Source organism: Pseudomonas sp. HN8-3 (assembly GCF_020790195.1).
GTDB lineage: Bacteria > Pseudomonadota > Gammaproteobacteria > Pseudomonadales > Pseudomonadaceae > Aquipseudomonas > Aquipseudomonas synxantha_A.
In genome coordinates, this window is sequence record NZ_CP086206.1 from 2,301,347 (window position 1) to 2,324,791 (window position 23,445).

Annotated in this window: 22 protein-coding genes; 5 read left to right on the forward strand and 17 right to left on the reverse strand. The window is 60.4% G+C overall.

Annotated elements, in window-relative coordinates; genetic code table 11:
• Positions 1–211 precede the first annotated feature (211 nt).
• The gene (locus tag LJX92_RS10360) at positions 212–1,069 is read left to right on the forward strand and encodes an SDR family oxidoreductase (RefSeq protein ID WP_032876588.1); all 858 of its coding nucleotides are present in this window, start codon (positions 212–214) and stop codon (positions 1,067–1,069) included.
• 678 nt (positions 1,070–1,747) lie between these two features.
• Here LJX92_RS10360 and LJX92_RS10365 read toward each other — a convergent pair.
• The 6 genes from LJX92_RS10365 to LJX92_RS10390 all read right to left on the reverse strand — a co-directional run bounded on the left by LJX92_RS10365 (position 1,748) and on the right by LJX92_RS10390 (position 4,275).
• Positions 1,748–1,987, reverse strand: a complete 240-nt coding sequence (locus LJX92_RS10365; RefSeq protein ID WP_005787380.1) for a hypothetical protein — start codon at positions 1,985–1,987, stop codon at positions 1,748–1,750.
• A complete protein-coding gene (locus LJX92_RS10370; protein ID WP_005787382.1) occupies positions 1,984–2,241 on the reverse strand; it encodes a DUF6555 family protein in 258 nt (85 codons plus the stop codon). Before LJX92_RS10370 ends, LJX92_RS10365 begins: the two co-directional genes overlap by 4 nt.
• Before the next feature lie 99 nt (positions 2,242–2,340).
• The gene (locus LJX92_RS10375; protein ID WP_228309707.1) at positions 2,341–2,622 is read right to left on the reverse strand and encodes a hypothetical protein; all 282 of its coding nucleotides are present in this window, start codon (positions 2,620–2,622) and stop codon (positions 2,341–2,343) included.
• A gap of 98 nt (positions 2,623–2,720) precedes the next feature.
• Positions 2,721–3,485 (reverse strand): OBAP family protein, encoded by a 765-nt coding sequence (locus LJX92_RS10380; protein WP_228309708.1) that lies wholly within the window; start codon positions 3,483–3,485, stop codon positions 2,721–2,723.
• 232 nt (positions 3,486–3,717) lie between these two features.
• Entirely contained in the window at positions 3,718–3,996 is a 279-nt protein-coding gene (locus tag LJX92_RS10385) for a hypothetical protein (protein ID WP_032876579.1), read from the reverse strand.
• Positions 3,997–4,020: 24 nt separating this feature from the next.
• Positions 4,021–4,275, reverse strand: a complete 255-nt coding sequence (locus LJX92_RS10390) for a hypothetical protein (protein WP_005787385.1) — start codon at positions 4,273–4,275, stop codon at positions 4,021–4,023.
• A 184-nt stretch (positions 4,276–4,459) separates the two neighbouring features.
• Here LJX92_RS10390 and LJX92_RS10395 point away from each other — a divergent pair, with 184 nt between their 5' ends.
• Entirely contained in the window at positions 4,460–4,609 is a 150-nt protein-coding gene (locus tag LJX92_RS10395) for a hypothetical protein (RefSeq protein ID WP_005787387.1), read from the forward strand.
• A 118-nt stretch (positions 4,610–4,727) separates the two neighbouring features.
• On the opposite strand, the gene LJX92_RS10400 is transcribed toward LJX92_RS10395, so the two are convergent.
• From LJX92_RS10400 to LJX92_RS10415, 4 genes are all read right to left on the reverse strand, one after another.
• Positions 4,728–6,068 carry a c-type cytochrome gene (locus LJX92_RS10400; RefSeq protein WP_228309709.1) on the reverse strand — a complete coding sequence of 447 codons (1,341 nt, stop codon included), beginning with the start codon at positions 6,066–6,068 and terminating at the stop codon, positions 4,728–4,730.
• Between the two features lie 16 nt (positions 6,069–6,084).
• Positions 6,085–8,319 (reverse strand): xanthine dehydrogenase family protein molybdopterin-binding subunit, encoded by a 2,235-nt coding sequence (locus LJX92_RS10405; protein WP_228309710.1) that lies wholly within the window; start codon positions 8,317–8,319, stop codon positions 6,085–6,087.
• Entirely contained in the window at positions 8,319–8,777 is a 459-nt protein-coding gene (locus tag LJX92_RS10410; RefSeq protein ID WP_032876571.1) for a (2Fe-2S)-binding protein, read from the reverse strand. The genes LJX92_RS10405 and LJX92_RS10410 overlap by 1 nt, the downstream gene beginning before the upstream one ends.
• A 189-nt stretch (positions 8,778–8,966) precedes the next feature.
• Positions 8,967–9,908, reverse strand: a complete 942-nt coding sequence (locus tag LJX92_RS10415) for a LysR family transcriptional regulator (RefSeq protein ID WP_228309711.1) — start codon at positions 9,906–9,908, stop codon at positions 8,967–8,969.
• Positions 9,909–10,017: 109 nt separating this feature from the next.
• On the opposite strand from LJX92_RS10415, the gene LJX92_RS10420 reads away from it, so the two are divergent.
• Both LJX92_RS10420 and LJX92_RS10425 read left to right on the forward strand, forming a co-directional pair.
• The gene (locus tag LJX92_RS10420) at positions 10,018–11,517 is read left to right on the forward strand and encodes a CoA-acylating methylmalonate-semialdehyde dehydrogenase (protein WP_032876565.1); all 1,500 of its coding nucleotides are present in this window, start codon (positions 10,018–10,020) and stop codon (positions 11,515–11,517) included.
• A 245-nt stretch (positions 11,518–11,762) separates the two neighbouring features.
• Positions 11,763–12,539, forward strand: a complete 777-nt coding sequence (locus LJX92_RS10425) for an ABC transporter substrate-binding protein (RefSeq protein ID WP_032876562.1) — start codon at positions 11,763–11,765, stop codon at positions 12,537–12,539.
• A gap of 73 nt (positions 12,540–12,612) precedes the next feature.
• Here LJX92_RS10425 and LJX92_RS10430 read toward each other — a convergent pair whose 3' ends face one another.
• The 3 genes from LJX92_RS10430 to LJX92_RS10440 are packed head-to-tail and all read right to left on the reverse strand — an operon-like array spanning position 12,613 to position 15,333.
• Entirely contained in the window at positions 12,613–13,239 is a 627-nt protein-coding gene (locus LJX92_RS10430) for a helix-turn-helix transcriptional regulator (RefSeq protein ID WP_228309712.1), read from the reverse strand.
• Complete coding sequence (locus LJX92_RS10435) at positions 13,239–14,372, reverse strand: NAD(P)/FAD-dependent oxidoreductase (RefSeq protein ID WP_223018780.1); 1,134 nt, start codon at positions 14,370–14,372, stop codon at positions 13,239–13,241. The genes LJX92_RS10430 and LJX92_RS10435 overlap by 1 nt, the downstream gene beginning before the upstream one ends.
• Positions 14,373–14,385: 13 nt before the next feature.
• A complete protein-coding gene (locus LJX92_RS10440; protein ID WP_228309713.1) occupies positions 14,386–15,333 on the reverse strand; it encodes an ornithine cyclodeaminase family protein in 948 nt (315 codons plus the stop codon).
• A 437-nt stretch (positions 15,334–15,770) separates the two neighbouring features.
• On the opposite strand from LJX92_RS10440, the gene LJX92_RS10445 reads away from it, so the two are divergent.
• Positions 15,771–18,263, forward strand: coding sequence for a hypothetical protein (locus tag LJX92_RS10445; RefSeq protein ID WP_228309714.1), 2,493 nt, complete (start codon positions 15,771–15,773; stop codon positions 18,261–18,263).
• A gap of 75 nt (positions 18,264–18,338) precedes the next feature.
• On the opposite strand, the gene LJX92_RS10450 is transcribed toward LJX92_RS10445, so the two are convergent.
• The 4 genes from LJX92_RS10450 to xylA form a co-directional block, all read right to left on the reverse strand.
• Complete coding sequence (locus tag LJX92_RS10450; protein WP_032876554.1) at positions 18,339–19,475, reverse strand: sugar ABC transporter permease; 1,137 nt, start codon at positions 19,473–19,475, stop codon at positions 18,339–18,341.
• Positions 19,476–21,032 (reverse strand): D-xylose ABC transporter ATP-binding protein, encoded by a 1,557-nt coding sequence (xylG, locus tag LJX92_RS10455; RefSeq protein WP_228309715.1) that lies wholly within the window; start codon positions 21,030–21,032, stop codon positions 19,476–19,478. It lies immediately after the preceding gene.
• Positions 21,029–22,030, reverse strand: a complete 1,002-nt coding sequence (gene xylF / locus LJX92_RS10460; protein WP_223018777.1) for a D-xylose ABC transporter substrate-binding protein — start codon at positions 22,028–22,030, stop codon at positions 21,029–21,031. Before xylF ends, xylG begins: the two co-directional genes overlap by 4 nt.
• A gap of 88 nt (positions 22,031–22,118) precedes the next feature.
• Positions 22,119–23,435 carry a xylose isomerase gene (xylA, locus tag LJX92_RS10465; RefSeq protein ID WP_228309716.1) on the reverse strand — a complete coding sequence of 439 codons (1,317 nt, stop codon included), beginning with the start codon at positions 23,433–23,435 and terminating at the stop codon, positions 22,119–22,121.
• Between the last annotated feature and the right edge of the window lie 10 nt (positions 23,436–23,445).

The window sequence follows — 23,445 nt, forward strand, 5'->3', positions numbered from 1 at the left end:
ACGGTAGGCGCGAGCTTGCTCGTGAAAAACTCTCAGGCGCCGTGTTCATTCAGAAAGTACACGTCAGCGTTGATGATTTTCGCGAACAAGCTCGCTCCTACAACAAAAAGGGAAATCTGTCGGCAACGGTTATCCGATTTTATGAAAATTGCTCTGAACTATCGCGCTCGGCACGCCCTCGCAACATTATCCATACACAGGAGGGAATCCGATGAACCACTACCCAACACCACCCTTCAATCCCCAGCAGCAGCCCGTTCCGGGCGACCAGCGCAAGATGGACCCGGTGCCGGATTGCGGTGAGCAAAGCTACAAAGGCTCGGGGCGCCTGGCCAACAAGATTGCGTTGATCACCGGCGCCGACAGCGGTATCGGGCGTGCGGTGGCGATTGCCTTTGCTCGCGAAGGCGCGGACGTCGCGGTGTCGTATCTGGACGAGCATGAGGACGCCAAGGAGACCGCTCGCTGGGTCGAAGCGGCAGGGCGCCAGTGCCTGTTGCTGCCCGGCGACCTGGGCGACGCGGCGCAGTGCACGGCGATCGTCAATGACACCGTCGAGAAATTCGGCCGTATCGATGTGCTGGTCAATAACGCTGCGTTCCAGATGACCTATAAATCCCTGGAAGATATTCCCGACGAGGATTGGGTGAAAACCTTCAACGTCAATATCACGGCGATGTTTCGCATCTGCAAGGCGGCGCTGCCGCATATGGCGCAAGGCAGTTCGATCATCAACACCTCGTCGGTCAATTCCGATATGCCCAACCCGACCCTGTTGCCCTATGCGGCCACCAAGGGTGCCATTGCCAACTTCACCGCCGGCCTGGCGCAGATGCTGGGCGAGCGTGGCATTCGGGTGAACAGCGTAGCGCCGGGGCCGATCTGGACGCCGTTGATCGTGTCGACCATGCCCGAGGAGTCGGTGAAGCATTTCGGTGGCAACACGCCACTGGGCCGCCCAGGCCAGCCGGTGGAAGTGGCGCCCATCTATGTGTTGCTGGCGTCGGATGAAGGCAGTTACATCTCTGGCGAGCGCTATGGCGTGACGGGGGGCAAGCCGATTCTTTGAACAGGCACATAACCCTGATTCAAGCAGCTCTAAAATGTGGGAGGGGGCTTGCCCCCGATAGCCATGGGTATCTACACAACTTCGTAGCAGCCACCAGTAACCACGATGCGAAGCGAGCCGCTCTTGATCTTGATCTGCTTTTGATCTTGATCTTAGGCGCCCCGTTAAACCACGCTGGCCGGAATTCGCCAGGGATTTGGGGGGTAAACCGGCAGGGATGCCGGTTTAGCCGCCCCGCGCCATGGATGGCGCGTGGCGGCGGCCCCCCAAATCCCTGGCGGATTACGGGCACACCGAGCCTAGGCGAGGTGCCGAGTGGTGGGGCAAGAGCGCTTTGGTTACTTTCGCGCTTTTCGAAAGTGACCCGCTGTAAAAGCGGAACCAATAGCAGCCGTGACTCAAATAACGGATATGTACTCGGTCAAAGTCCAGCATCCTGGTCGGCTCTTAGGCCGCCATCGGGGGCAAGCCCCCTCCCACAGGTCCGGCGTCACACCAAAGGTGTGTAGACACCCATGCCCCGATAGCGACAAACCAGTCCACGCTTTGTTGACTGACACGCCCCGGACGGGGCGTGTCTTTTTTGTAGGAGCAAGCTTGCTCGCGAAAGGCTCACAAGCGCCGCGTCCCTTCAGGTTTACGCATTATCGTTGACATTTTTCGCGAGCAAGCTCGCTCCTACGTTCTCATAGCCCGCCGTATACGCATCCACTCTCGATAAGCCGCAGTCCGCTGCGCATCCGCAAGCTTCTTCGCCTCGGTGAAGCGCGCCCAGGTTGTTGCATCGCCGCTGTAGTGTTCGATGATGTTATACGCCTGCGCATCCAGTCGATCCGCTTCGAAAAACATCTGGGTGTTCTGCGCAATCTCCTCATCCCACCTTTGACTGATTGTGTAATCCAGCACCTGACTGTTCATTGTGTGACACCCTCCGCCCACTGAATTTCTTCCGCCCCGCACCAGCGCACATCGGTAATGCCGTATTTTTCCGCCATCGGCTTGGACACGCGCTTGAGGTTGTTTTGACCGAACCTGGGGATGACCGCCACGCCGGCATCGCAACTGGCCCAGTGCCATGCTTCAGCATTGTTCATGCGTGCCGTACGCACGATAAAGGACCTCGGCTCGCCGTGAAGTTGATACTTGATGGTAAATAGCTCGTTGGTTTTCATGAGGCCTCCCTATGCTCATGAACTACAGATAATTGACGTCAAAAAAAATTCAAAGAACTTGTCGGGCAATTCGATGGGGGGCTGTCAGCGCTGCGGCAGTCAGTCATCCACGGTAAATTCTACCCACCCGGCTTTGTCAGCGGGCCGCTCTATCTCGGCGATTACACCGCCGACGGAGGTACCGTCTGGCAAGTTCACCATGACGAAATTGGGATGGCCGGGCCACTCCAGTGGAGTGTCAAAGTCCAGGCGAACCAGGGTTGGTTTACCACTACCTGTCAGATTTACGTCAACGTGTTCGTTGAGGCGTTCATCTGCTTGGGTTCCGAGGTGACGCGAAGCCGTGATGATGCTGGCGGGGCCTTGATAATCGAAAGACATGTTGCAATACCTCATGCAAAGGGCGGCGAATGCAGCCGTATTCTTGTGTGGCAAGCGCGGGTCAATGATTGTTCAATCCAGATGATCCGGCGGCGCCGTCAGTGCCGGTGAGGCGTTGCGGTAGGGTCGTCGATCTGGATGATCGTGCCGTGGCGCCAGGCATCCGCCCCGGGTGCAATGGCCGGTGGGGCTATATCGGCGCGAGAGCGCTTCTTCTCGGTGCTGTCGATACCCAGGCGTTGATCGCGCTCGGCGACCATCCTTGGATCAGCCTGGCCGTCAGCGGTAAACCCCATCATCAGTTGAGGCACACCCAATGGCAGGCGCTTGTGCAGGTCGGTATGCCAGGTGTGCCAGGTCTTGCCGTAGGTGTGCACCAGCTTTTCCATCAGCGCGTGCTCGGCCACCGCGGGAATGCCGGGTGCGACCAGCTGGCCGGACTTCACCTCATGCACATGGCTGTGCCACAAGGCTTTCTCCGGTGCCGGCAGGCTGTTGAACAACTGCTCGCTGATGATGTATTCCACGCCCATCAACTTGGCGTCCTTGCGGTTGCCGTCGTAAATCACGCACTGGATCACCTCCTCATTGAGGATGGAGCAGTAGTGGTGCGCTTCCATCTGCACGTCGGGGTGGCCGTTGTAGAAGTGAAAGCCGTCCAGGTAGGCATTGAGCGCGTCGATGGGCGGACGTGACTGCAGCAGGGCGGCACCGGTATCGAGTGCTCGCGTGCCTGGCGATTTGGCATCACCCGGCGCCACCACGTTTGAGGCTGAGTCGTTGCCCGCGCACGCTGTCAACGAGGCGACGCAAATTGCCAGGCACAGCGATGGCAGTGCAGGTTGCAGGCGGTGAATGTTCATCGGGGATTCCCTCCATGGGCAGTTGTCGAGAACATCTAGAAAGCCTGCCGAGGAGGGTGTTCAACCGGATAGGGGGGGCGCATGGTTTGCGACGATTTGTGGAACAAGCGTTCAGCGTACCGGGTCCTTTTTCACAAGCGTGCAGTTCGGCGCAAATGGCAGTCGCCACACCGGTTTACTGGTGCCTGACGGCAAGGACGGCATTCCGGCCGGGACCATCTGTAGCGAGTCCCTAGCCCTGGAGTTTGATGGTCACCAGCAGTTCATTGGCGTTGTTCTTGCCGGCATCAACGACAACGCCGTGATAGGTGCGGCCTTCGGTTTTGATCTGAACCGTATGGGCCTTCAATAGTTGTTCCGGCCACGGCGAGAGAATTTGCAGCGACACGCCCGCACCCGCTTCCATGACCTTCGCCATGCACTCGCAAGACAGGGGGTTCACGCCGAGCAGCGTGTCTTGAAGGTAGTCGATTTTGACGCGTTGCAAGGGGGTAGCAGCACCAGCGTGCATGGCAAGCCTCGTTGATTTTTGCGTTTACTCCACGGAGGAGAGGCGGGACGATTGTCGCGAAACTACCATGTCTTCCAGGATTTCCCGAACGAGCCGATTGATCCCTGGCTCGCCGTGATACTGGGCACGGTTGATGTTGGCGATGGTGAACTGGTTGGCATCGGGCGCGAGCACCGTCACCGACAGGCTGTTATCCGGATTGATCGTGCAGGAGACACGGCAGTTGCACAGCCGCCTCGCAAGCGCGCGCTGGATTTGCGCTTTGGTCAACGTGTCCATGGGGTCACCGGATAGCAGGCCTTAACGGATCAAGGGTAGCTCAAATTGGTCGTGCGTAAAGGCTAGCGAGTTGATGGCAAGCCACTCGTCAGTCGCTGAGGCTGCGCATTGAACATATGGGCGGTTGCGCCAGCCTGATACAGCATAGGCTGATGCATCACCCAAACATCGCTAGGGGAATCTCATGAAGAAGTTATATATGTGCCTGGGCTTGTGCAGTGTGTTCATGCTGCACGGTTGTTTTGACAGTTCCGATAACACCACCAAAGACAACACCAGCGGCAGCAAGTCTTCGGTGCAGATGCAGGAAGGCAAGGCGGACGAAAGCAAATAGAGGTCCCCGGGCCAAATGTGAGAGGGGGCCTGCTGCCGATATAGGTGTGTCAGTCTATGCAACTGTGACTGAACCACCGCAATCGGGAGCAAGTCCCCTCCCACGGTTCATACATCACTCAGCGCATATGCAGGATGATCGGGCTGCTGCTCGCCGGGTCAGTATGCCCGCGCAATTTGCTCACCGCTTTTGCATCGACCGCGCCACCGTTGTTGCCCCAGGTGCCACGCACGTAGCTCAGCACGTCGGCGATTTCCTGGTCGGACAGCTGCTCACGAAACGCCGGCATCCGGTAGGCGTCCGGCATCCCCGCCGCCACCACGCGCTGCGAGCCGTTGAGGGTGATGTTGATCGCCGAGGCGTTTTCCTTGGCCAGTGCCGACGTGGCGCCGGCCAGGGGCGGCATCCATTCGGGCTGGCCTTTGCCGTCGAGGCCGTGGCAGGAGGCGCAGCGGGTCGCATAAGTGTGGGCGCCGGGCGCATCCTGGTTTGCTGTCACCGCCTGATACTGCCAGGGGCTGCCATCACGCTGCGGGTCACCGGGCAGTGATTTGAGATAGCGGGCGATAGCGGCCAGGTCCTCGTCCTGCATGAACTGCGTGGAGTTGTTGAAGGCTTCGGTCATCGAGCCGTAGACCACGGCATGGGCATTGCGCCCCGTCTTGAGGAACTGCACGATCTGCGCTTCGCTCCAGCGGCCCAGCCCGGTGTTGGGGTCCTGGCGCAGGCTGGGTGCGTACCAGCCGTCAAGCAGCGCTCCAGCGAGGAACGGCGCGCCGGATTCGTCCAGGGCTTTCTCGTTGAAGGCCAGGCCACGCGGTGTGTGGCAACTGCCGCAGTGGCCTGGGCCCTGGACAATGTAGGCGCCACGGTTCCACAGCGCGTCCTGGTCGGGCTTGGCGGCGTAAGTGGCGGTGGGCGCAAACACGCCATTCCACAGGGCGATGGGCCAGCGCAGGTTGAGCGGCCAGGGAATATCGCTGGGGATATTCGGCTGGTTGGCCGGTTGCACGCCCTTCATGAAAAACGCATACAGCGCCTTCACATCGTCGTCGCTGAGCTTGACGTAAGACGGGTAGGGCATGGCCGGGTACAGCCGACGGCCGCCCGGTGCGACACCCTGGCGTACGGCGCGATCAAAGTCGGCCAGGCTATAGGCGCCGATGCCATGCTCGCGGTCGGGGGTGATGTTGGTGGCGTGGATCGCCCCCAGGGGCGTGGCCATTTCCAGGCCACCGGCGAAGGGCTGCTTGCCGGCCAGGCTGTGGCAAGCCACACAGTCACTCACCCGCGCGACGTATTCGCCGCGACTGACCAATGCAGGGTCGAAACTCGTGGCCTGTTGTTGTTCAAACGGCGAGGCGGGCTCGCGGGTGACGTACCAGGCCAGCAGGCCTGCGGCGACCAGGCAGGGCAGCGCCAGCCAGCCTGCGGTTCTTGCGAATCGGCGGTTGTTCATGGGCGTTCCCTGTGGGTTAACTGAAGGTGTGGCGGCTCAACGGCAAGCTGCGGATGCGCTGGCCGGTCAACTGTGCCACCGCATTGATCACCGCCGGTGCCACGGCGGGCAATGGCGGTTCACCGATGCCTCCCATCTTTTCGCCGCTCTCGACGATCTTCACGTGGACCTGCGCCATACGCGAGGGCGGCAGGATCGGATACAGGTCGTAGTTACGCGCCCGTGGCATACCGTCCACGTACACCGCTTCCTCCAGCAACGTTTGCGAGAGCCCCAGGGCTACCGCGCCGCTGACCTGGGCTTGAATGATCGCCGGGTTGACGATGCTGCCCGGGTCGATGGCCTCCCAGATATGGTGAACCTTGACCTGGCCGTTCTCGATCGACACTTCGGCGACTACCGCCGCGTGAGAGCCAAAGGGCGAAGCCATGGCCACCCCGCGTGCACGGCGCGTGCCGTCTTCGGCGGTGTAGGGGCCACGCTTCCAACCACCGGACAGCTCGCCCACCGCTTGCAGCAAGGTGGTCAGCCGCGGGTTGTCGCGCAGCAGGTGCAGGCGCAACTCATACGGGTCGTGGCCGCCCTTGTCCGCCAGCTCATCCAGGAATGATTCGTAGAAAAAATCGTTAAGGGAATTACCCACTGAACGCCAGTAGCCGAGCATGGGCGCGCCCTTGACGTAGATCTGCGCGATGCGCTTGTTGGGGATCGCATAACTCTTGCCCGACAGGCCTTCCAGGGCGGTGGGGTCGATCTGCTCGCCCTGTTTGCCACTGAGGGCTTCGGTAGGGCCTTCGGTGGCACTCACCGCTTCGATGGCCACCGGCAGGCCCTTGTCGTCCAGGGCGGCACGAAACTTCACCACGGCGAGCGGGCGCAACACATCGCGCAGGAACTCTTCTTCACGGCTCCAGATCAGCTTGATCGGGCGGCCGACGGCCTTGGCCAGCGCGATAGCCTGCGGGTACGGATTAGCCGAGTCATACAGGAAATGCCGACCAAAAAAGCCCCCCAGCAGCGGGGAGTGCAGGGTGATTTGCTCGGTGGCGAGGCCGGTGCGCTTGGCAATGTCGGCGCGGAACATATCCGGCGCCTGGTTGGGCAGCCACACCTCAAGCGTGCCGTCGGGGTTGAAGCGCGCCAAGGCAGAAGGCGGCTCCAGCTGGGCATGGTTGAGGTATTGGTTATGGTAGGTGGCTTCGAGCCGAGTCTTGGCGCCAGCCAGGGCGCCGGCGACATCGCCCTGGTTTTCGTCATCGCGGGCCGGGCCCTGCTGGGCGGCGAGGAAGTCGAGGTATTTGTCGCTGGAAAAATCCGCCGGCATCGCCCGTACGGTCGAGTCGGCAGAGGCTTCCTGCCATTCAACCTGGATGGCCTCCACCGCACGCTTGGCGTGCCACCAGCGTTCGGCCACCACCGCCACGGCGCCTGGCAAGGTATGAACCGAATGCACCCCCGGCATGACCTCGACCTGGGCCTGGTTGCGCAGGCTGCCCACGCTCATGCCCAGGCGCGGCGCGTGCTGGACGGCGGCGTGGAGCATGTTGTCGAGTTTAAGGTCGATGGTGTAAAGCGCCTTGCCGGTGGATTTGTCATAGGCATCCAGGCGTTTGACCGGCTTGCCGATCCAACGGAACTGGCTAGGGTCGCGCAGGGTGATGGTAGCGGGGTCGGGCACCGGCATATCGAGGGCACGACCGGCCAGTTCACCGTAGCCCACGGAGCGGCCGGAAGCGGCGTGTACCACGCGGCCAGGCTGGGTGGTCAGCTCGCTGAGCGGCACGCGCAGTTGCTCGGCGCCGGCCTGCATCAGCATGGCGCGGGCGAGGGCGCCGAGGCGGCGCATGGTCGGGTAGCTCATGCGCACCGACATGCTGCCGCCGGTGATGCGCAGGCCGTTTTCCATTACCACGTAGGCTTCACCCGGCGGGGCGGCTTCGACGATGAAGGTGGCGGGGTCGGCATCCAACTCTTCGCCGATGATCTGTGCCATGGCGGTGTGGGTGCCCTGGCCGCCTTCCATGAAGGGGCTGAGCAGGCGCACGCTACCGTCCGGGCGAATTTCCAGGAACGCCGGCACTTGGGTGCCGCGTTCAGCAGCGCCGGTGGCGGCCTGCACCCGCGACGAGCCCAGGGGCAAGCCAAAGCCGATGACCAGCGCACCTACGGCGGTACTGGCGAGAAAGCGCCGACGCGACAGGTTGATCGGCTCGTCCAATTTAACGCCGGGCAGGATCTCGGACATATTCATCAGGCGGTCTCCTTCCCGGCGGCCAGGCCATCCATGGCGGCATGGATGGCGTTGTAAGTGCCGCAGCGGCACAGGTTGACCATTGCCGCATCGATCTGCGCTTTCGACGGAGCGGGGGTGTGCTTGAGCAGCGCGGTGGCCGCCATCACTTGCCCGGACTGGCAGTAGCCGCACTGCGCCACCTGGTGCTCGACCCAGGCAGAGACCACGCGTTTGCCCACCTCGTCGGCCTCGATGGCTTCGATGGTGGTGATCTCGCGACCGACCACCCCGGCTACCGGCGTCACGCACGAGCGCACCACATTGCCGTCCACCAGCACCGAACAGGCGCCGCACTGGGCCAGGCCGCAGCCGTACTTGGTGCCGGTCAGGCCCAGGTTGTCGCGGATCACCCACAACAACGGCGTGTCTGCCTCGGCCTCGACTTGATAGGCCTTTTGGTTAATACGTAATTCCATGGCTGGCTCACCTGCTGATCATCGGTTGGTGCTGCAAAATTCTTATAGGAACGGTGCGACTGTACGTCGCCCATCGTCGAACTCTAGACCACCGCGCAACAGCTATCTATGCAATCGACTTCAAGTTCAGAGGATCAGGCAAGAATTCAACAGGATTGGGTCACTGTCCTCTGTAGGAGCGAGCCTTCATCAGCTGCCAGTGAATTGAAACCCGCCTGACAGTTTTTCCTTCAAATACCCCACCAGCACCGTCACGGACCTGGGCACATGGGGCGAGTAGGGCCGAATCAGATAAATTTCATCGGCAAACGCGCCCTTGAGCGTCCAGCCCTTCAACACCTGCACCAGCTTGCCGCTGGCCAGGGCGGCATGGGCGCTGAAGTCCGGCAGCAAGGCAACGCCCAAGTGATTGAGCGCCGCGTCGCGCAAGGCCTCGCTGTTGTTGGTTGAAAAGCTGCCGGCGATGGGCACGGTGATGCGCTCGATATTTTTGCTGCCGCGCTCGAAGGTCCAGGCCGGCTGGTCGCTGCCCCGTGGGTAGTAAAGGCAGTTGTGGGCGCCCAGGTCTGCCGGGGTTCGCGGTTCACCGTGGCGTTGCAGGTAGTCCCGGGTCGCCACCAGCACCGAGGTGGTATCGCACAGCTTCCACGCCACATGCGTCTCCGGCACCTGGAAACCGTGGCGCACCGCCAGGTCGTAGCCTTCGGCCGCCAGTGAGCTCAAGGCGTCGGACACGTCTAGCTGGATGCGCACTTGCGGGTACTGCTGCAAAAAACCGGAAAGGTGCGGCACCAGTTGTTGCCGGGCAAACGCCACGGGGGCGGTCAGGCGCACCAGGCCGCGAATTTCGCCGACGGAGTCGCGCACCGACGAGAAGCTGCGGGCAATCTGCGCATAGGCGCTGCGCACTTCGCGGGTCAAAGACAGCCCGGCTTCGGTCAATCGCACGCTGCGGGTGGTGCGGGTCACCAGGCGCGTACCGGTGGCTTTCTCCAGATCGGAGATGCGCTGGCTGACCGCCGATTTGCTCACCCCTAACCGTGCCGCGGCGGCGGTGTAGGTGCCTTGTTCTTCCAGCACCGACAGCCAGTGGATATGGGTCCACAGCCCTTCGATCTCAGCCTTTTCCATGAGTGTATTGTTCGCATAAAAGGACAATAAGTTCTGGATTCTGCTCTGGTTTGGAACAAATCGAAAGCCTATCGTGTGTCCCAACGCTACCCACCTGGGATCCATTGCCATGACCACGACCATCGAGCACTACATCAACGACCAGCGCGTGAGCCGCGATGATCGCTATCAGGACGTCTACAACCCGGCCACCGGTGACGTCACCGCGCGCGTGGCCCTGGCCAGCCGCCAGACCGTAGGCGAAGCCGTCGCTGCCGCCCAGGCTGCATTCGCCGGCTGGGCCGACACCCCGCCGATCCGCCGCGCCCGCGTGTTGTTTGAATACCTGCACCTGCTGCGTGAGCGCAAGGATGACTTGGCGCGCATCATTGTCGCCGAGCACGGCAAGGTCTTCACCGACGCCCAGGGCGAAGTCGACCGTGGCATCGACATTCTCGAATTTGCCTGCGGCATTCCCAACCTGCTCAAGGGCGAGCATTCCGACCAGGTCTCCCGTGGCATGGACAACTGGACCATGCGCCAGCCGCTGGGCGTGGTGGCCGGCGTGACGCCATTCAACTTCCCGGTGATGGTGCCGATGTGGATGTACCCGATCGCCATCGCGGCGGGCAACACCTTCATCCTCAAGCCAAGCCCCACCGACCCGAGCGCTTCGTTGTTCATGGCCGAGCTGCTGCGTGAAGCGGGCTTGCCCAAAGGCGTGTTCAACGTGGTGCAGGGCGACAAGGAATCGGTGGATGCGCTGATCGAACACCCGGACGTCAAGGCCGTGAGCTTTGTCGGTTCTACGCCGATTGCCCAGTACATCTATGAGAGCGGCGCCCGCAACGGCAAGCGCGTACAAGGCCTGGGCGGGGCGAAAAACCACATGGTGGTGATGCCCGACGCCGATATCGAGCGCACCGTCGATGCACTGATGGGCGCTGCCTACGGTAGCGCCGGCGAGCGCTGCATGGCCATTTCGGTGGCGGTGCTGGTGGGGGATGTGGGTGATAAGGTCATCGCCGCCTTGAGCGAGCGCGCCAAGACGCTGCGCATTACCGACGGCCGCGACTTGAAAGCCGAGATGGGCCCGATCGTTTCGCGGGCCGCCCTGGAGCGCATCAGCGGCTATATCGAGCAAGGCGTACAGGCTGGCGCGCAATTGCTACTCGACGGTCGTGACTACGTGCCAACCGAACCCGGCCTGGAAAACGGCTTCTGGCTTGGCGCCACGCTGTTCGACCACGTGACCCAAGACATGAGCATCTACCGCGAAGAAATCTTCGGCCCGGTGCTGGCCTGCGTGCGCGTCAACGATTTCGCCGAAGCGGTGAAGCTGGTCAACGACCACGAGTTTGGCAACGGCGTCAGCTGCTTCACCCGCGACGGCAACATCGCCCGCGAATTCGCCCGGCGCATTGAAGTGGGCATGGTTGGCATCAACGTGCCGATCCCTGTACCGATGGCCTGGCATGGTTTTGGCGGCTGGAAGAAGAGCCTGTTTGGCGACATGCATGCCTACGGCACTGAGGGGGTGCGTTTCTACACCAAGCAGAAGTCGATCATGCAGCGTTGGTCGGAGAGTATTGAACAGGGTGCGGAGTTTGCGATGCCGGTGTCGAAGTAAGGTCTCACGAGCACTGTAAGTCCAAGTGTGGGAGGGGGCTTGCTCCCGATAGCAGAGTGTCAGTCAGTCTCTATGTGACTGAAACACCGCTATCGGGAGCAAGCCCCCTCCCACATTTCGTACGCGTTTGTTCTGAATTGACGCGATGAGCATAAAAGTCCAGTATGGAATTATAAGTACAAAACAGCTGCTGTCCGTTTTTCTTCACTCTTGCCAAACCAACAACAACCCGCGAGAACCCGCTCATGAAGAAACGCCACCTTATTCCCGCCCTGGCCCTGAGTCTGTTCGCTGCCAGCCACCTGCTGGCCGCCGAGAAAACCCTGCGCATCGGCATCGAGGCCGCTTACCCACCGTTTGCGTCCAAGACCGGCGACGGCAAGATCGTCGGCTTCGACTACGACATCGGCAACGCCCTGTGCGCGCAAATGAAGGTCAAGTGCGTGTGGGTTGAAGGTGAGTTCGATGGTTTGATCCCGTCCCTCAAGGTCAAGAAAATCGACCTGGCGCTGTCGTCCATGACCATCAACGAGGACCGCAAGAAGTCGGTGGATTTCACCCACAAATACTACTTCACCTCCTCACGCCTGGTGATGAAGGACGGCGCAGTGGTGGATGACCAGTACGCCAGCCTCAAGGGCAAGAACGTCGGCGTACAGCGCGCCACCACCACCGACCGTTATGCCACCGAGGTGTTCGAACCCAAGGGCATCAACGTCAAGCGCTACAGCAATAACGAAGAGATCTACATGGACCTGGCCGCAGGGCGCCTGGACGCGATTTTTGCTGACACCATCCCCTTGAGTGACTTCCTCTCGATGCCACGCGGCCAGGGTTACGCGTTTGTGGGGCCGGAACTCAAGGATCCGAAATACGTGGGCGAGGGCGCGGGGATTGCGGTGCGCAAGGGCAATGGCGAGTTGGTCAGCGAATTGAATGCGGCCATCGACGGCATTCGTGCCAGTGGTGAATACCAGAAGATTTCACAGCAGTACTTCAAGGCTGATATCTACGGCGACTGATCCAGGGAAATACGCGGTCAATGTGGGAGCTGTCGAGTTCCCACAGGGGGGCGGCGCTGTCTTCAGAAAGGGCTCAACCCTTGAGTTCCTTCAAATGCTTGTAGACCGTCGCCCGCCCCATGCCCAGTACGTTGGCGACATAGTTGGACGCGCTCTTGCCCTTGAACGCGCCTTCGGCGTGTAACGCCAACACCAGTTCACGTTTGTGGTCGCGGGTCAGCAGGTTCAGGCTCAACTGACGCTCACGCAGCCAGCCATGCAGAAAGGTGTTGATGCGCTCCTGCCAATCATCGCGAAACAGCGCGTCTGGCTGGGCGATCAGCTTGCTCGGCGACAGGAACAGGTCCAGCGCGGCCTTGGCGTTTTCCAGCAGTGAGATATTCAGGTTGATGCACAGCACGGCCAGCCTGCGACCGTTGTGGTCGTGCAGCACGGTGCTCAGGCTGCGGATTTTCTGACCGTCCCAGTTAAGCTTCTCATAAGGCCCGATATTCACTTCACTGACGTCACCGTCGAGCATGTCCTCCAGCGACGAGTCGTCACCCAGGATGCGTTTGGACAGATTGTTGGCGATGTAATCGACGGTTTGCGTGCGCAGGTCATGCAGGACCACCTCCGCATGGGGAAAGAACAGCGTGGCGATCGCATCGGCAATCGCACGAAAGTTCTGCATGACGTTGTCGTGTTCAGCGGTGTTCATCAAAGGGGCTCCAGGCGGACGGGGGAGAGCATACCAGCGTCCAGCCCGAACTGTACGAGGTGCTCGGGCAGCGGCTCGCCGCGCACCAGTGCAGCGCTGGCCTGGCCCATGGCCGGTGAGGTCTGGATGCCATAACCGCCCTGTGCCGCCACCCAGAACAGCCCCGGTACCTGTGGGTCAAAACCGCTGAGCAAATCCCCATCGGCCACAAAACTGCGCAGGCCGGCCCAGGTGCGCGTCGGGCGGCGGATGGTCAGGGTGGTGGCTTCCTCGATCTGGTAGATGCCCATGGCGATATCCAGCTCTTCGGGTTGCACGTCCTGGGCCTGGACCGGGTCGGCGTTGGCCGGCGAGCCGAGGAACATGCCCGCGTCGGGCTTCATGTAGAAGGCTTCGTCAAGGGCCACCAGCATCGGCCAGTCATGGGCATCGACGCCGTCCGGGCCGGCGAAGATAAATGCGGAGCGACGTTTGGGTTGCAAACCGATGGAGGCCGCGCCTGCCAGGCCGCCGATATGGTCGGCCCAGGCGCCGGCAGCATTGATGATGACCGGCGCGGTGAAGGTCCCATCCTGGGTACGCACGTGCCACAGGCCGTCGATGTCGCGGCTCAAGCCCAGCACATGGCTGTCGGTGCGCACTTGGCCATTGTTGCGACGGATGCCGCGCAGGTAGCCCTGGTGCAGGGCGTCGGTATCGATGTCGCACGCCGTTGGGTCATAGATTGCGCCGTGGACTTTTTCCCGGCGCAGGATCGGCAAGCGTTTACAGGCCTCGTCGGCGCTCAAGCGTTCCACCTGTGCCACGGTGGCTTTGGCGCTCAGGTATTGACTATCGAGTTCGGCCGGGTCGCCGGTGAAATCGACGGTCATTTCGCCCCGCGGAGTGAGCAGTGGGTGTTCGCAGAAACCTGCTGGCGGCTGGTCGAAAAACGCCCGGCTGGCCAGGGTCAGCGCGCGCACTTGCGGGGTGCCGTATGCAGCGGTGTAGAGCGCCGCCGAGCGCCCCGTGGAGTGATAAGCCGGATGGTTTTCGCGCTCCAGCACCAGCACCTTGGCGTGCTGCGACAACCAGAAGCCGGTGGACGCGCCGGCAATGCCGCCGCCGATGATGATGAAGTCTGCGTGGTGCATGTGAATCTCCTGATTAGCGCTGGCGTTGGTACAGGGCATTGGCCAATGCAATATCTTCCAGGCCCAGGCCGATAGAGCGGAAAAACACATGGCGCTGAGGGTCCGGGCGCTGCGCCATATCGCTGAGCAGTTCGGGCAGGTCGCCGAGCACCGCACGTTTATCCCAGCCGTGCTGTTCGCTGGCAATCAGCATGTCGCCCGCCGCATCCGGGGTGGTCTGGCGATAATCGCAGTACACCTGCATCTGTTCGAGGCACACGGGAGGCACTTCGTGGGCACGCGGTGCGTTGGTGCTGATGGAGGTGATCAACGCGGGCTTGCTCAGGCGCATCGGGTCGATCACTGGGCCTGCCGATGAGGTGCAGAGCAGAATCACATCGGCATCTTGCAGCGCGGCATCGCAGCTGGCGGCGAGGCTCAGGCGCGGGTCCAGCGCGTTGAGTTGCGCGCGCGTTTCGGCGCTGGCACTGCCAAGGCTTGGGGAATACAGGCGGATGTGCTGCCAGTCACGCAGGTTTTGCACATAGCGCAGGTGTGCCTGGGCGACCTTGCCGCTGCCGATAATCGCCAGGCGCTGCGCCGACAGCGGCGCCAGCGCGTCGACTGCCAATGCGGTGGTGGCGGCCGTGCGTGCGGTGGTCAATTCAGCGGCATCGCACAACAGCAGCGGCTGGCCGCTGTGCATCGACATCAGCAGGGTCCACGCCGTCACCAGCGGGCCCTGTTCACGCACGATGTAGGGCGAGGTCTTGACGCCATACACGCCATCTTCTGCCAGCACTCCCAGGTAATTGATGAAATCTCCCGCGCCTTGGGGAAACTCCACCCACTGCTGCGCCGGCTGCACCGCCTGCCCGGCGGCGAGCTCGCGAAACAGCTTGCGCAGGATAGCGGGCACGTCGATTTGAGCCAGCAAGGTACGGGCCTGGGCCTGGTCGATGATGAGGGGGGGATTGGACATGGACGCCTCTGAATAAACTTATTTGTCCATTATGGACTTTTAGTTTGCGTTCGCAATAACCCATGGAAAAAATCAGATCAATGTGGGAGGGGCGGTGCGACGATTCGACTTGCCCCCGATGGCGGCGGGTCAGTCACAGATGTGCTTCTGACACTCCCTCATCGGGAGCAAGCCCCCTCCCACAGTTTTAACCATGGCGCGCCCAAAGGCGCCACTAACCAATGTGCAATATCGACAGTGAGCAATAGCGAAAACGGCATGTAACACGTGCCACGCTTATTGGAGGAACCTATTCGCTTGGAGGTGCGACTCATCTGACGGCTGATGTAGTTACGAGGGGCGCGCGATCTGTGTACGCAAACTCCACCAGCGCAGCCTGCCCCCTATGATGCAGTCAGGTGGGGTAATCGCAATTGTCTGAAAAAGGTACCTCATCAATGTTCTTGGATGATTTTTCTTCACTGAGCCCCGATTGCTATTTGCCCGGTGATCCCTCGTATTCAGAGATCACGGGCGCACTGGATTTCCCCAGCAACAATACAGCTGACCCTCTCAGCGAAACATCGAGCATTCTGGCCCGACCTCTGTCCCAAGAGGCGCTTTACACTACGATCATCCATGGACCTTTCACGAGCTCTTTGCGCAATACCCTGGAAGAACAGCTGCAGTGTATCGATGCGTATGCCCTCCGGGTTACCGCGCTGATCGATAGCATAGAACGGGGGAACGAAGGTGAGCGCAATATCCGGTTCCAACAGACTCGTCAGTTCCTGGAACCTGCAGGTTACTTTAGCGCCGGATTGTTGGCCGCTGGGTACGACCCCCATGAAAAAATCAGCGTGACATTCAACACTTACGTAGGGAAATGGACGCCGGAGGTAAAAACCAACACGGACACACGCACCTACTTTGCTTGGGAAATAGCAGCTGGCGCGCTAAAGCACGACCGGACATCGGAAGGTGGCCTGGTCAATTTCCGAACAACCCACATCGAGCCACAAGACCGCAGCAGGATCAGTGATCTGGAGGCGTTGGGAGCGCGACTCCAGGGCCATTGGGAAGCTGAGGTAGCCAAGCCAATGAGCGATGAGTCAGGGCCACTGGCCGAGCGCTCGGGCAAAGCGGATGTCTATGTGCTGCGCGGCACCTTGCAAAGCCTGTTAAACGATAAGACTGGCTTCGAAAAGTTAAGCGTTGAAACACAAGAGGCGATCCATCGAACGTTATATTGGAACGGCCAAGTCATTATTCCCAATCTCTATGGTTACCCATTGGCAGGCTATGCCTTTATTCCTGACTTGCCCTTTGATGGGAATGTCGAGCATCGACCCAATAAGGGGTTGATGATTGATTTGAAGAGCGGCAAGGCCAGTGAAATATCGGGCGATAGAGGGTTTTCCGAGTGGGCCAAAGAAAATCGCCATAGCATCGTCAGTCGATTCAATGCCAGCGACAGACAAGGCGGTAAAGACGCGCATTGGCCCAAAGCTGGCGAGGTACTTGATCATTACATTGCGGGCAATCTTGCTACCTATCCGGGGCGTCAAAACATAGTCAAAGACAAGGCTGTGCCGGTGTGGGAAACATTCAATTATACGAAGTCGCGAGGCAGTGATTATTTTTTGAAGCACGGTAGCCTCAGCTCCGGTATTGCCGCAGCGTACCAAGGGTTAAATGCCAATAATGCGGTGTGGAATGACCAGACACAGGTATTTGGCGCCTCGCAGCAACGATGGAAGGCAATAAAAGAAGTATGGGGCAGTACCTTTGGTTATGCGCCCGTCGTTGGCAATCTGGGCCAGATCGTTTTCGGAGTGCACGACTCCATTTATGGCATGACGGCTAATGATCGCGTGGCAGGCAATGCCGCAGCGGCCATTTCAGCTTTGCAGCTGGCGCACGAGCTGTCGCCAGTCGGGCCAGAGGCGCAGGAGCCGCCGCTCATACCGTTTAACGCCAGCGCCAATGATCGTTACCAATGGCACCCTGCAGTGCAGCCTAACGAAGTTGAACTGACGCGAATATCAAATGCTCCGGCCACTACGCCTTCCACCCCAGCGCCAACCTTTGCGGGAATGCGCGAGGTGGAGTTCAGGGGCAAGAAGTATTTTGTTGCTGACAAACCCGATGTGGCAGATGGTGAACATTACAAGTTGCGAGTACCCGACCCGCAAGCCCCCTCAAAATTGGCGTATAGCGGCATTGCCGCCAAGCCGGATGAGGCGGGAGTGTGGACAAGAATGGGCGTCCCGGGTGGCGGGCTGAAAGAATATTTTTCCCGTAAATACAGGCAGGCACGGGAAACGTTGGACGCCGTTGCTCAACAACATGCCGACATGGCGCTCCCCGTCAAGGAACACGAGGTCGAGCAGTTTACAAAGACGCTGGTTACACTTATGGGCGAGAGTAATGCGGGTGAGTTCGAATGGATTGAAACCTACACTCACGCGGATTCCGACTTTGTCAACGGGCCACTGAGAGCGGGTAAAACCACGCCTGAGCTTGAAGCGTTTCTCGGCGAGTTCAATCAATTGAACCCTTATGAAGGCAAAGCTTATCGCTCGGCTTTTGTAACGGATGAAGGCGCGAAAAGGCTTAAAGATGGTGTTGGGAAAGTGTTCCAGGACCCGGGGGTGCAATCTGCTTCGGCGACGGTGCGTAATTCTGCCGAATGGGAAGGATGGGCCAAAGGCGCGGCGAAGCAGCGAACCCATGCCACCCAGCAGGTGGTGTATGTATTTGATGAGTCAGTGCCGAAAATGAATATGTCGACGGACTTTTTGAAGGACCATGTTGCCATAGGTGCTGGAAAGGTTTTGCAGGAGCTGGCTTTCAAAGAGCAGGGCCAAAAGTTGTTTGTGTACCTCGCTTCGCCCTCCAAAATACCGAAGCATGTTTACAATCTATTTGATGGGAAGATCATTTACTGATTGCCTGAGCCCCTCAGTCGGCTGGATGGCGGCATGACTATGTGCGCCACGCCGCCGTTTTGAGGGACTGGCGAATCAGCGCCGTCCTGCCCGCGTACTCACATCCACCCACACCGCCACTACCAAAATGCTGCCCTTGACGATCATCTGCCAGTAACTGTCCACGTCGAGCATCGACATGCCGTTATCCAGGCTGGTAATCACCAATGCTCCGAGCAACGCGCCATACACCGTGCCCGAGCCACCGCGCATCGAGGTGCCGCCAATAAAACATGCGGCGATGGCGTCGAGTTCGCCCATGTTGCCCGCCGACGGTGACCCGGCGGCGAGGCGGGCGGTGTTGACCAGACCGGCGAGGGCGCACATCACGCCCATGATGCCGAAGATCCACAGTTTCACCGCTTGCACATTGATGCCCGACAGGCGCGTGGCTTCCATATTGCTGCCCACCGCATAGACGCGGCGGCCGAACACGGTCTGGCGAGTGACGTAGCTGAACACGCCGAGCAGCACCAGTAACAACAGCACCGGTACCGGAATGCCGTCGTAGCGGTTCAGCGTGGTGACAAACCCGGCGAGCACCGCACCGATCAGCACCACGCGCAATCCATCACGCACCGGCGAGTGCGCGGCCAAACCATGCAGCGCGCGGTTGCGCCGTTGTTTCCAGGTGAGGAATACCGTCAGGGCAAACAGCAACACCCCGAGCCCGATACCGACGGTGTGGGGCAAATACCCCTGGCCCACATACACCAGCGACGGCGACACCGGTGCAATGGTGGTGCCGCCGGTAATCCCCAGCAAAATCCCGCGAAACGCCAGCATCCCGCCCAGGCCGACGATAAACGAGGGGATGCGCAGATAGGCGGTCATGTAACCGTTGGCCAGGCCGATCATCAACCCGCACAGCGCCACCAGGCTGAGGTTGGCCAGCAGCGGTACGTGATAGACCACGTCCAGAATCGCCGCCAGCCCGCCCAACAGTCCGAGCAACGAACCTACCGACAAATCGATCTCGCCGCTGATAATCACCAGCACCATACCGCACGCCAATATGCCGGTGATCGACATCTGCCGCAGCAGGTTGGACAAGTTGCGCGGCGTGACGAAGCCGCCCTCGGTCTGCCAACTGAAAAACAGCCAGATGAACGCCACGGCGATCACCAGGGCGAGCATTTTGTAGCGGGTGAAAAGCTGTTTGACCTGATTCATCTACGCGGTCTTCCGATTATTAGGGTGTTGGCTGAGCGCAGCGGCGAGCACCTGTTCCTGGGTAAGCCCCTCGTTGATGAAGTCACCGCGCAGTTGGCCGTCGCCGATTACCAGCACGCGGTTGGATACGCCGAGCACTTCGGCCAGCTCCGAGGAAACCATGATGATCGACACACCTTCGGCCGCCAGCGCGCCCATCAGTTTGTAGATCTCATACTTGGCGCCCACATCCACCCCACGTGTGGGTTCGTCGAGGATCAGCACCTTGGGCTTGGCCATCAGCATTTTCGCGAGCACGGCCTTTTGCTGATTGCCGCCGGACAGGCTGGTGATCGGCAGCAACGGGCTGGCGGTCTTGAGGTGCATACGTGCGATTTGCTGGTCGATGCTGCCCAGTTCGGCCTCAGCGTCGATGCGGCTCAGGTGCGCATAGGTGTCGAGCACAGCCAGGGTGATGTTATGGCCGACGCCCAGGTCGGGAATGATGCCTTGGCGCTTGCGGTCTTCGGGCACCATGCACAACCCGGCGCGGATCGATTTGAGCGGTGTGCGCGTATCGACGATTTGGCCGTCCAGCCACACCTGCGCGCTGTAGCGTCCGGGGTAGGCGCCGAACAGTGCCGACACCAGTTCGGTGCGCCCGGCGCCCACGAGCCCTGCAATGCCGAGGATTTCGCCGCGCTTGAGCACAAACGAAATATCGTCGACGCGCTTGCGCTTGGGGTTGTCGACGTCGTAGCAGGTGACGTTGCGCGCTTCAAAAATCACCTCGCCCACTGCATGTGGCTCGGTGGGGTAGAGGTTGCTCATTTCGCGGCCGACCATCTGGGTGATGATCTGTGCAATGTCCATGTCCGCCATGGCGGTGGTCGCGATGTGCTTGCCGTCGCGGATCACTGCGATGGTGTCGCACACCGCCGCCACTTCATCGAGCTTGTGCGAGATATACACGCAGGCCACGCCCTTGGCCTTGAGGCCCTGGATGATGCCCAGCAGCACTTCGATTTCCGAGCGGGTCAGGGCTGAGGACGGCTCGTCAAGGATCAACAGGCGTGCTTGCTTGTTGAGGGCCTTGGCGATTTCCACCAGTTGCTGGTAGCCGCCGCCGTACTGCGACACTGGCAGCGCCACGTTTATGTCCGGCACCTGGAGTTCGCGCATCAAGGCTTCGGCCCGTTGCAGCATCGCCGGATAGTTCATGCGCCCGCCGGGCAGGGTCAGCTCGTGGCCCATGAAGATGTTTTCGGCCACCGACAGGTCGGGCACCAGGGTCAGTTCCTGGTGAATGATGACGATGCCGGCGGCCTCGGTTTCGCGAATGGACTGGGCCTTGAGCGGTTGCCCGTCCCAGAGGATTTCGCCCTCCCAGGTGCCGTAGGGGTAGACCGCCGACAGCACCTTCATCAAGGTGGATTTACCGGCACCGTTCTCACCGCACAGCCCGACGCACTCTCCCGGGCGTACCTTGATATCGATGCCATTGAGGGCGTTGATACCGCCAAAGCTTTTGACGATGCCGTTCATTTGCAGCAGATAGTCGGCGGCCATGGCGGTCATTGCCCGCCGATCTGCTCTTTGGTGTAGAACCCATCCTTCTCCAGTACGTCGATATTGGCTTTGGTCAGCGGCGTTGGGGTGAGCAGGATGGTGTCGACTTTCTTGCTGCCGTTGTCGTACTGCGAGCTGTAGGTCGGCTTTTCGCTGCGCGCCAGTTGCACCGAGAGCTTGGCGGCTTCGGTGGCGATCAGCTTGAGCGGCTTGTAGACGGTCATGGTCTGGGTGCCGTCGATCACACGCTTGATCGCCGCGAGGTCAGCGTCCTGGCCGGAGATCGGCACCTTGCCCGCCAGCTTCTGTGCGGCCAGGGCCTGGATCGCGCCGCCGGCGGTGGCGTCGTTGGAGGCAACGATGGCATCGATCTTGTTGTCATTACGGGTCAGGGCATTTTCGACAATGCTCAAGGCTTCGGTAGGGTTCCACTCCTTGACCCACTGCTGGCCGACAATCTTGATGTCGCCCTTGTCGATAGCCGGTTGCAGCACCTTCATCTGGCCTTCGCGCAGCACCTTGGCGTTGTTGTCCGTCGGTGCGCCGCCGAGCAGGAAGTAATTGCCCTTGGGCGCCGCTTGCAGCACGCCGTTGGCCTGCATCTCACCGACTTTTTCGTTATCAAACGAGATGTACGCGTCGATGTCTGCGTTGAGGATCAGGCGGTCGTAAGACACCACTTTGATCCCGGCCTTCTTGGCTTCGGCTACGGCGTTGGTCAGCACCGTGGCGTTGAACGGCACGATCACGATCACATCGACGCCACGGGAGATCAGGTTTTCGATTTGCGAGATTTGCTTTTGCTCGTTGGCATCAGCGGACTGCACGAAGACCTTGGCATCAAGTTTTTCCGCGGCGGCGACGAAGTAATCGCGGTCGCGGGACCAGCGCTCCAGGCGCAAGTCATCGATGGAAAACCCGATTTTCGGATGGGCCGGATCGGCCATCACCGGCAAGGCGAGCAGGGCCAGGGCAGTGGCGAGCAGGGTGCGTGTGAATGACTTCATGGTGGTGCGTCCTTTTATTGTTGTTGGAAAGACACTAGGTGAAGACTCTCATTGTGGCTAGGGAGCAAGCTCCCTCGCCACAGGACACTCAGGTGTAGATAAACCGATTCACAACCCCCTCAAGCATCTCCTGTCGACCACTCACGGCCTGCGGATTCAGTTCGTGGGCAAACGCATGTTCAGCCAATGATTCCAGGCTGAACTCACCTGCCAGCACCGCTTGGCCCAATGGCTGCTGCCACCCGGCGTAACGCTGGTCCCTGAATTGCTGCAACGTGTCGTTCTGCACCATCGCCGCCGCACGTTCCAGGGCCAGCGCCAGCACATCCATGGCTGCCACATGCCCGTGGAACAGGTCCACCTCGTCCAGGCTCTGGCGGCGCACCTTGGAATCGAAATTGTAGCCACCGTTCTTGAAGCCTCCCGCCTTGAGGATTTCATAGGTGGCCAGGGTCATTTCTTCGACGCTGTTGGGGAACTGGTCGGTGTCCCAGCCGTTCTGCGGGTCGCCGCGGTTGGCGTCGATGCTGCCGAAGATCCCGAGGGACACGGCCGTGGCAATTTCATGATGAAAACTGTGCCCGGCCAGCGTCGCGTGGTTGGCCTCGATGTTCACCTTGATTTCGTTCTCCAGGCCGTACTCATGCAGGAAGCCGAACACCGTAGCGCTGTCGTAATCGTACTGGTGCTTGGTAGGCTCCTGGGGTTTTGGCTCGATCAACAGGTCACCCGTAAAGCCGATCTTGTGCTTGTGCTCCACCACCATGCGCATAAACCGGCCGAGCTGCTCACGCTCACGCTTGAGGTCGGTGTTGAGCAGGGTTTCATAACCTTCACGGCCGCCCCACAACACATAGTTGGCGCCCTTGAGACGCAGCGTGGCATTCATCGCACTGAACACCTGCGCGGCGGCGAAGGCGAACACTTCCGGGTCGGGATTACTCGCTGCCCCGGCGGCAAAGCGCGGGTTGCTGAAGCAATTGGCGGTGCCCCACAGCAGCTTGATGCCGGTCTGTTCCTGATGGCGCTCCAGGTGATCGACCATCTGTGCGAAATGGTTGCGGTACTCCTTGAGCGAGCTGCCTTCCGGCGCTACGTCGGTGTCGTGAAAGCTGTAGTAGTCGATGCCCAATTTGGAGAAAAACTCAAAGGCCGCCTCCGCTTTGCCGATTGCCACCTCCATCGGATCGCCATTGCGCTGCCATGGGCGTTTGAACGTACCCATGCCAAACATATCCGCTCCCGGCCACACAAAGGTATGCCAGTAACAAGCGGCCATGCGCAGGTGCTCACGCATGGGTTTGCCGAGGATCAGCTTGTTGGCGTCGTAATGGCCAAAGGCGAGGGGGGATGCGCTGGCAGGGCCTTCGAAGCGAACCTTCTCGACACCGGGGAAGTACGGCATGGCGGTTTCC

Excerpts from the sequence above, each read along its gene's own strand:
- LJX92_RS10390 (WP_005787385.1), bottom strand. The coding sequence starts at position 4,275 with ATGGACACGTTGACCAAAGCGCAAATCCAGCGCGCGCTTGCGAGGCGG.
- LJX92_RS10405 (WP_228309710.1), bottom strand. The coding sequence starts at position 8,319 with ATGAATATGTCCGAGATCCTGCCCGGCGTTAAATTGGACGAGCCGATC.
- LJX92_RS10425 (WP_032876562.1), top strand. The coding sequence starts at position 11,763 with ATGAAGAAACGCCACCTTATTCCCGCCCTGGCCCTGAGTCTGTTCGCT.
- LJX92_RS10440 (WP_228309713.1), bottom strand. The coding sequence starts at position 15,333 with ATGTCCAATCCCCCCCTCATCATCGACCAGGCCCAGGCCCGTACCTTG.
- LJX92_RS10435 (WP_223018780.1), bottom strand. The coding sequence starts at position 14,372 with ATGCACCACGCAGACTTCATCATCATCGGCGGCGGCATTGCCGGCGCG.
- LJX92_RS10420 (WP_032876565.1), top strand. The coding sequence starts at position 10,018 with ATGACCACGACCATCGAGCACTACATCAACGACCAGCGCGTGAGCCGC.
- xylF (WP_223018777.1), bottom strand. The coding sequence starts at position 22,030 with ATGAAGTCATTCACACGCACCCTGCTCGCCACTGCCCTGGCCCTGCTC.
- LJX92_RS10450 (WP_032876554.1), bottom strand. The coding sequence starts at position 19,475 with ATGAATCAGGTCAAACAGCTTTTCACCCGCTACAAAATGCTCGCCCTG.
- xylG (WP_228309715.1), bottom strand. The coding sequence starts at position 21,032 with ATGACCGCCATGGCCGCCGACTATCTGCTGCAAATGAACGGCATCGTC.
- LJX92_RS10410 (WP_032876571.1), bottom strand. The coding sequence starts at position 8,777 with ATGGAATTACGTATTAACCAAAAGGCCTATCAAGTCGAGGCCGAGGCA.
- LJX92_RS10365 (WP_005787380.1), bottom strand. The coding sequence starts at position 1,987 with ATGAACAGTCAGGTGCTGGATTACACAATCAGTCAAAGGTGGGATGAG.
- LJX92_RS10400 (WP_228309709.1), bottom strand. The coding sequence starts at position 6,068 with ATGAACAACCGCCGATTCGCAAGAACCGCAGGCTGGCTGGCGCTGCCC.
- LJX92_RS10370 (WP_005787382.1), bottom strand. The coding sequence starts at position 2,241 with ATGAAAACCAACGAGCTATTTACCATCAAGTATCAACTTCACGGCGAG.
- LJX92_RS10385 (WP_032876579.1), bottom strand. The coding sequence starts at position 3,996 with ATGCACGCTGGTGCTGCTACCCCCTTGCAACGCGTCAAAATCGACTAC.
- LJX92_RS10415 (WP_228309711.1), bottom strand. The coding sequence starts at position 9,908 with ATGGAAAAGGCTGAGATCGAAGGGCTGTGGACCCATATCCACTGGCTG.
- xylA (WP_228309716.1), bottom strand. The coding sequence starts at position 23,435 with ATGCCGTACTTCCCCGGTGTCGAGAAGGTTCGCTTCGAAGGCCCTGCC.
- LJX92_RS10445 (WP_228309714.1), top strand. The coding sequence starts at position 15,771 with ATGTTCTTGGATGATTTTTCTTCACTGAGCCCCGATTGCTATTTGCCC.
- LJX92_RS10380 (WP_228309708.1), bottom strand. The coding sequence starts at position 3,485 with ATGAACATTCACCGCCTGCAACCTGCACTGCCATCGCTGTGCCTGGCA.
- LJX92_RS10375 (WP_228309707.1), bottom strand. The coding sequence starts at position 2,622 with ATGTCTTTCGATTATCAAGGCCCCGCCAGCATCATCACGGCTTCGCGT.
- LJX92_RS10360 (WP_032876588.1), top strand. The coding sequence starts at position 212 with ATGAACCACTACCCAACACCACCCTTCAATCCCCAGCAGCAGCCCGTT.
- LJX92_RS10395 (WP_005787387.1), top strand. The coding sequence starts at position 4,460 with ATGAAGAAGTTATATATGTGCCTGGGCTTGTGCAGTGTGTTCATGCTG.
- LJX92_RS10430 (WP_228309712.1), bottom strand. The coding sequence starts at position 13,239 with ATGAACACCGCTGAACACGACAACGTCATGCAGAACTTTCGTGCGATT.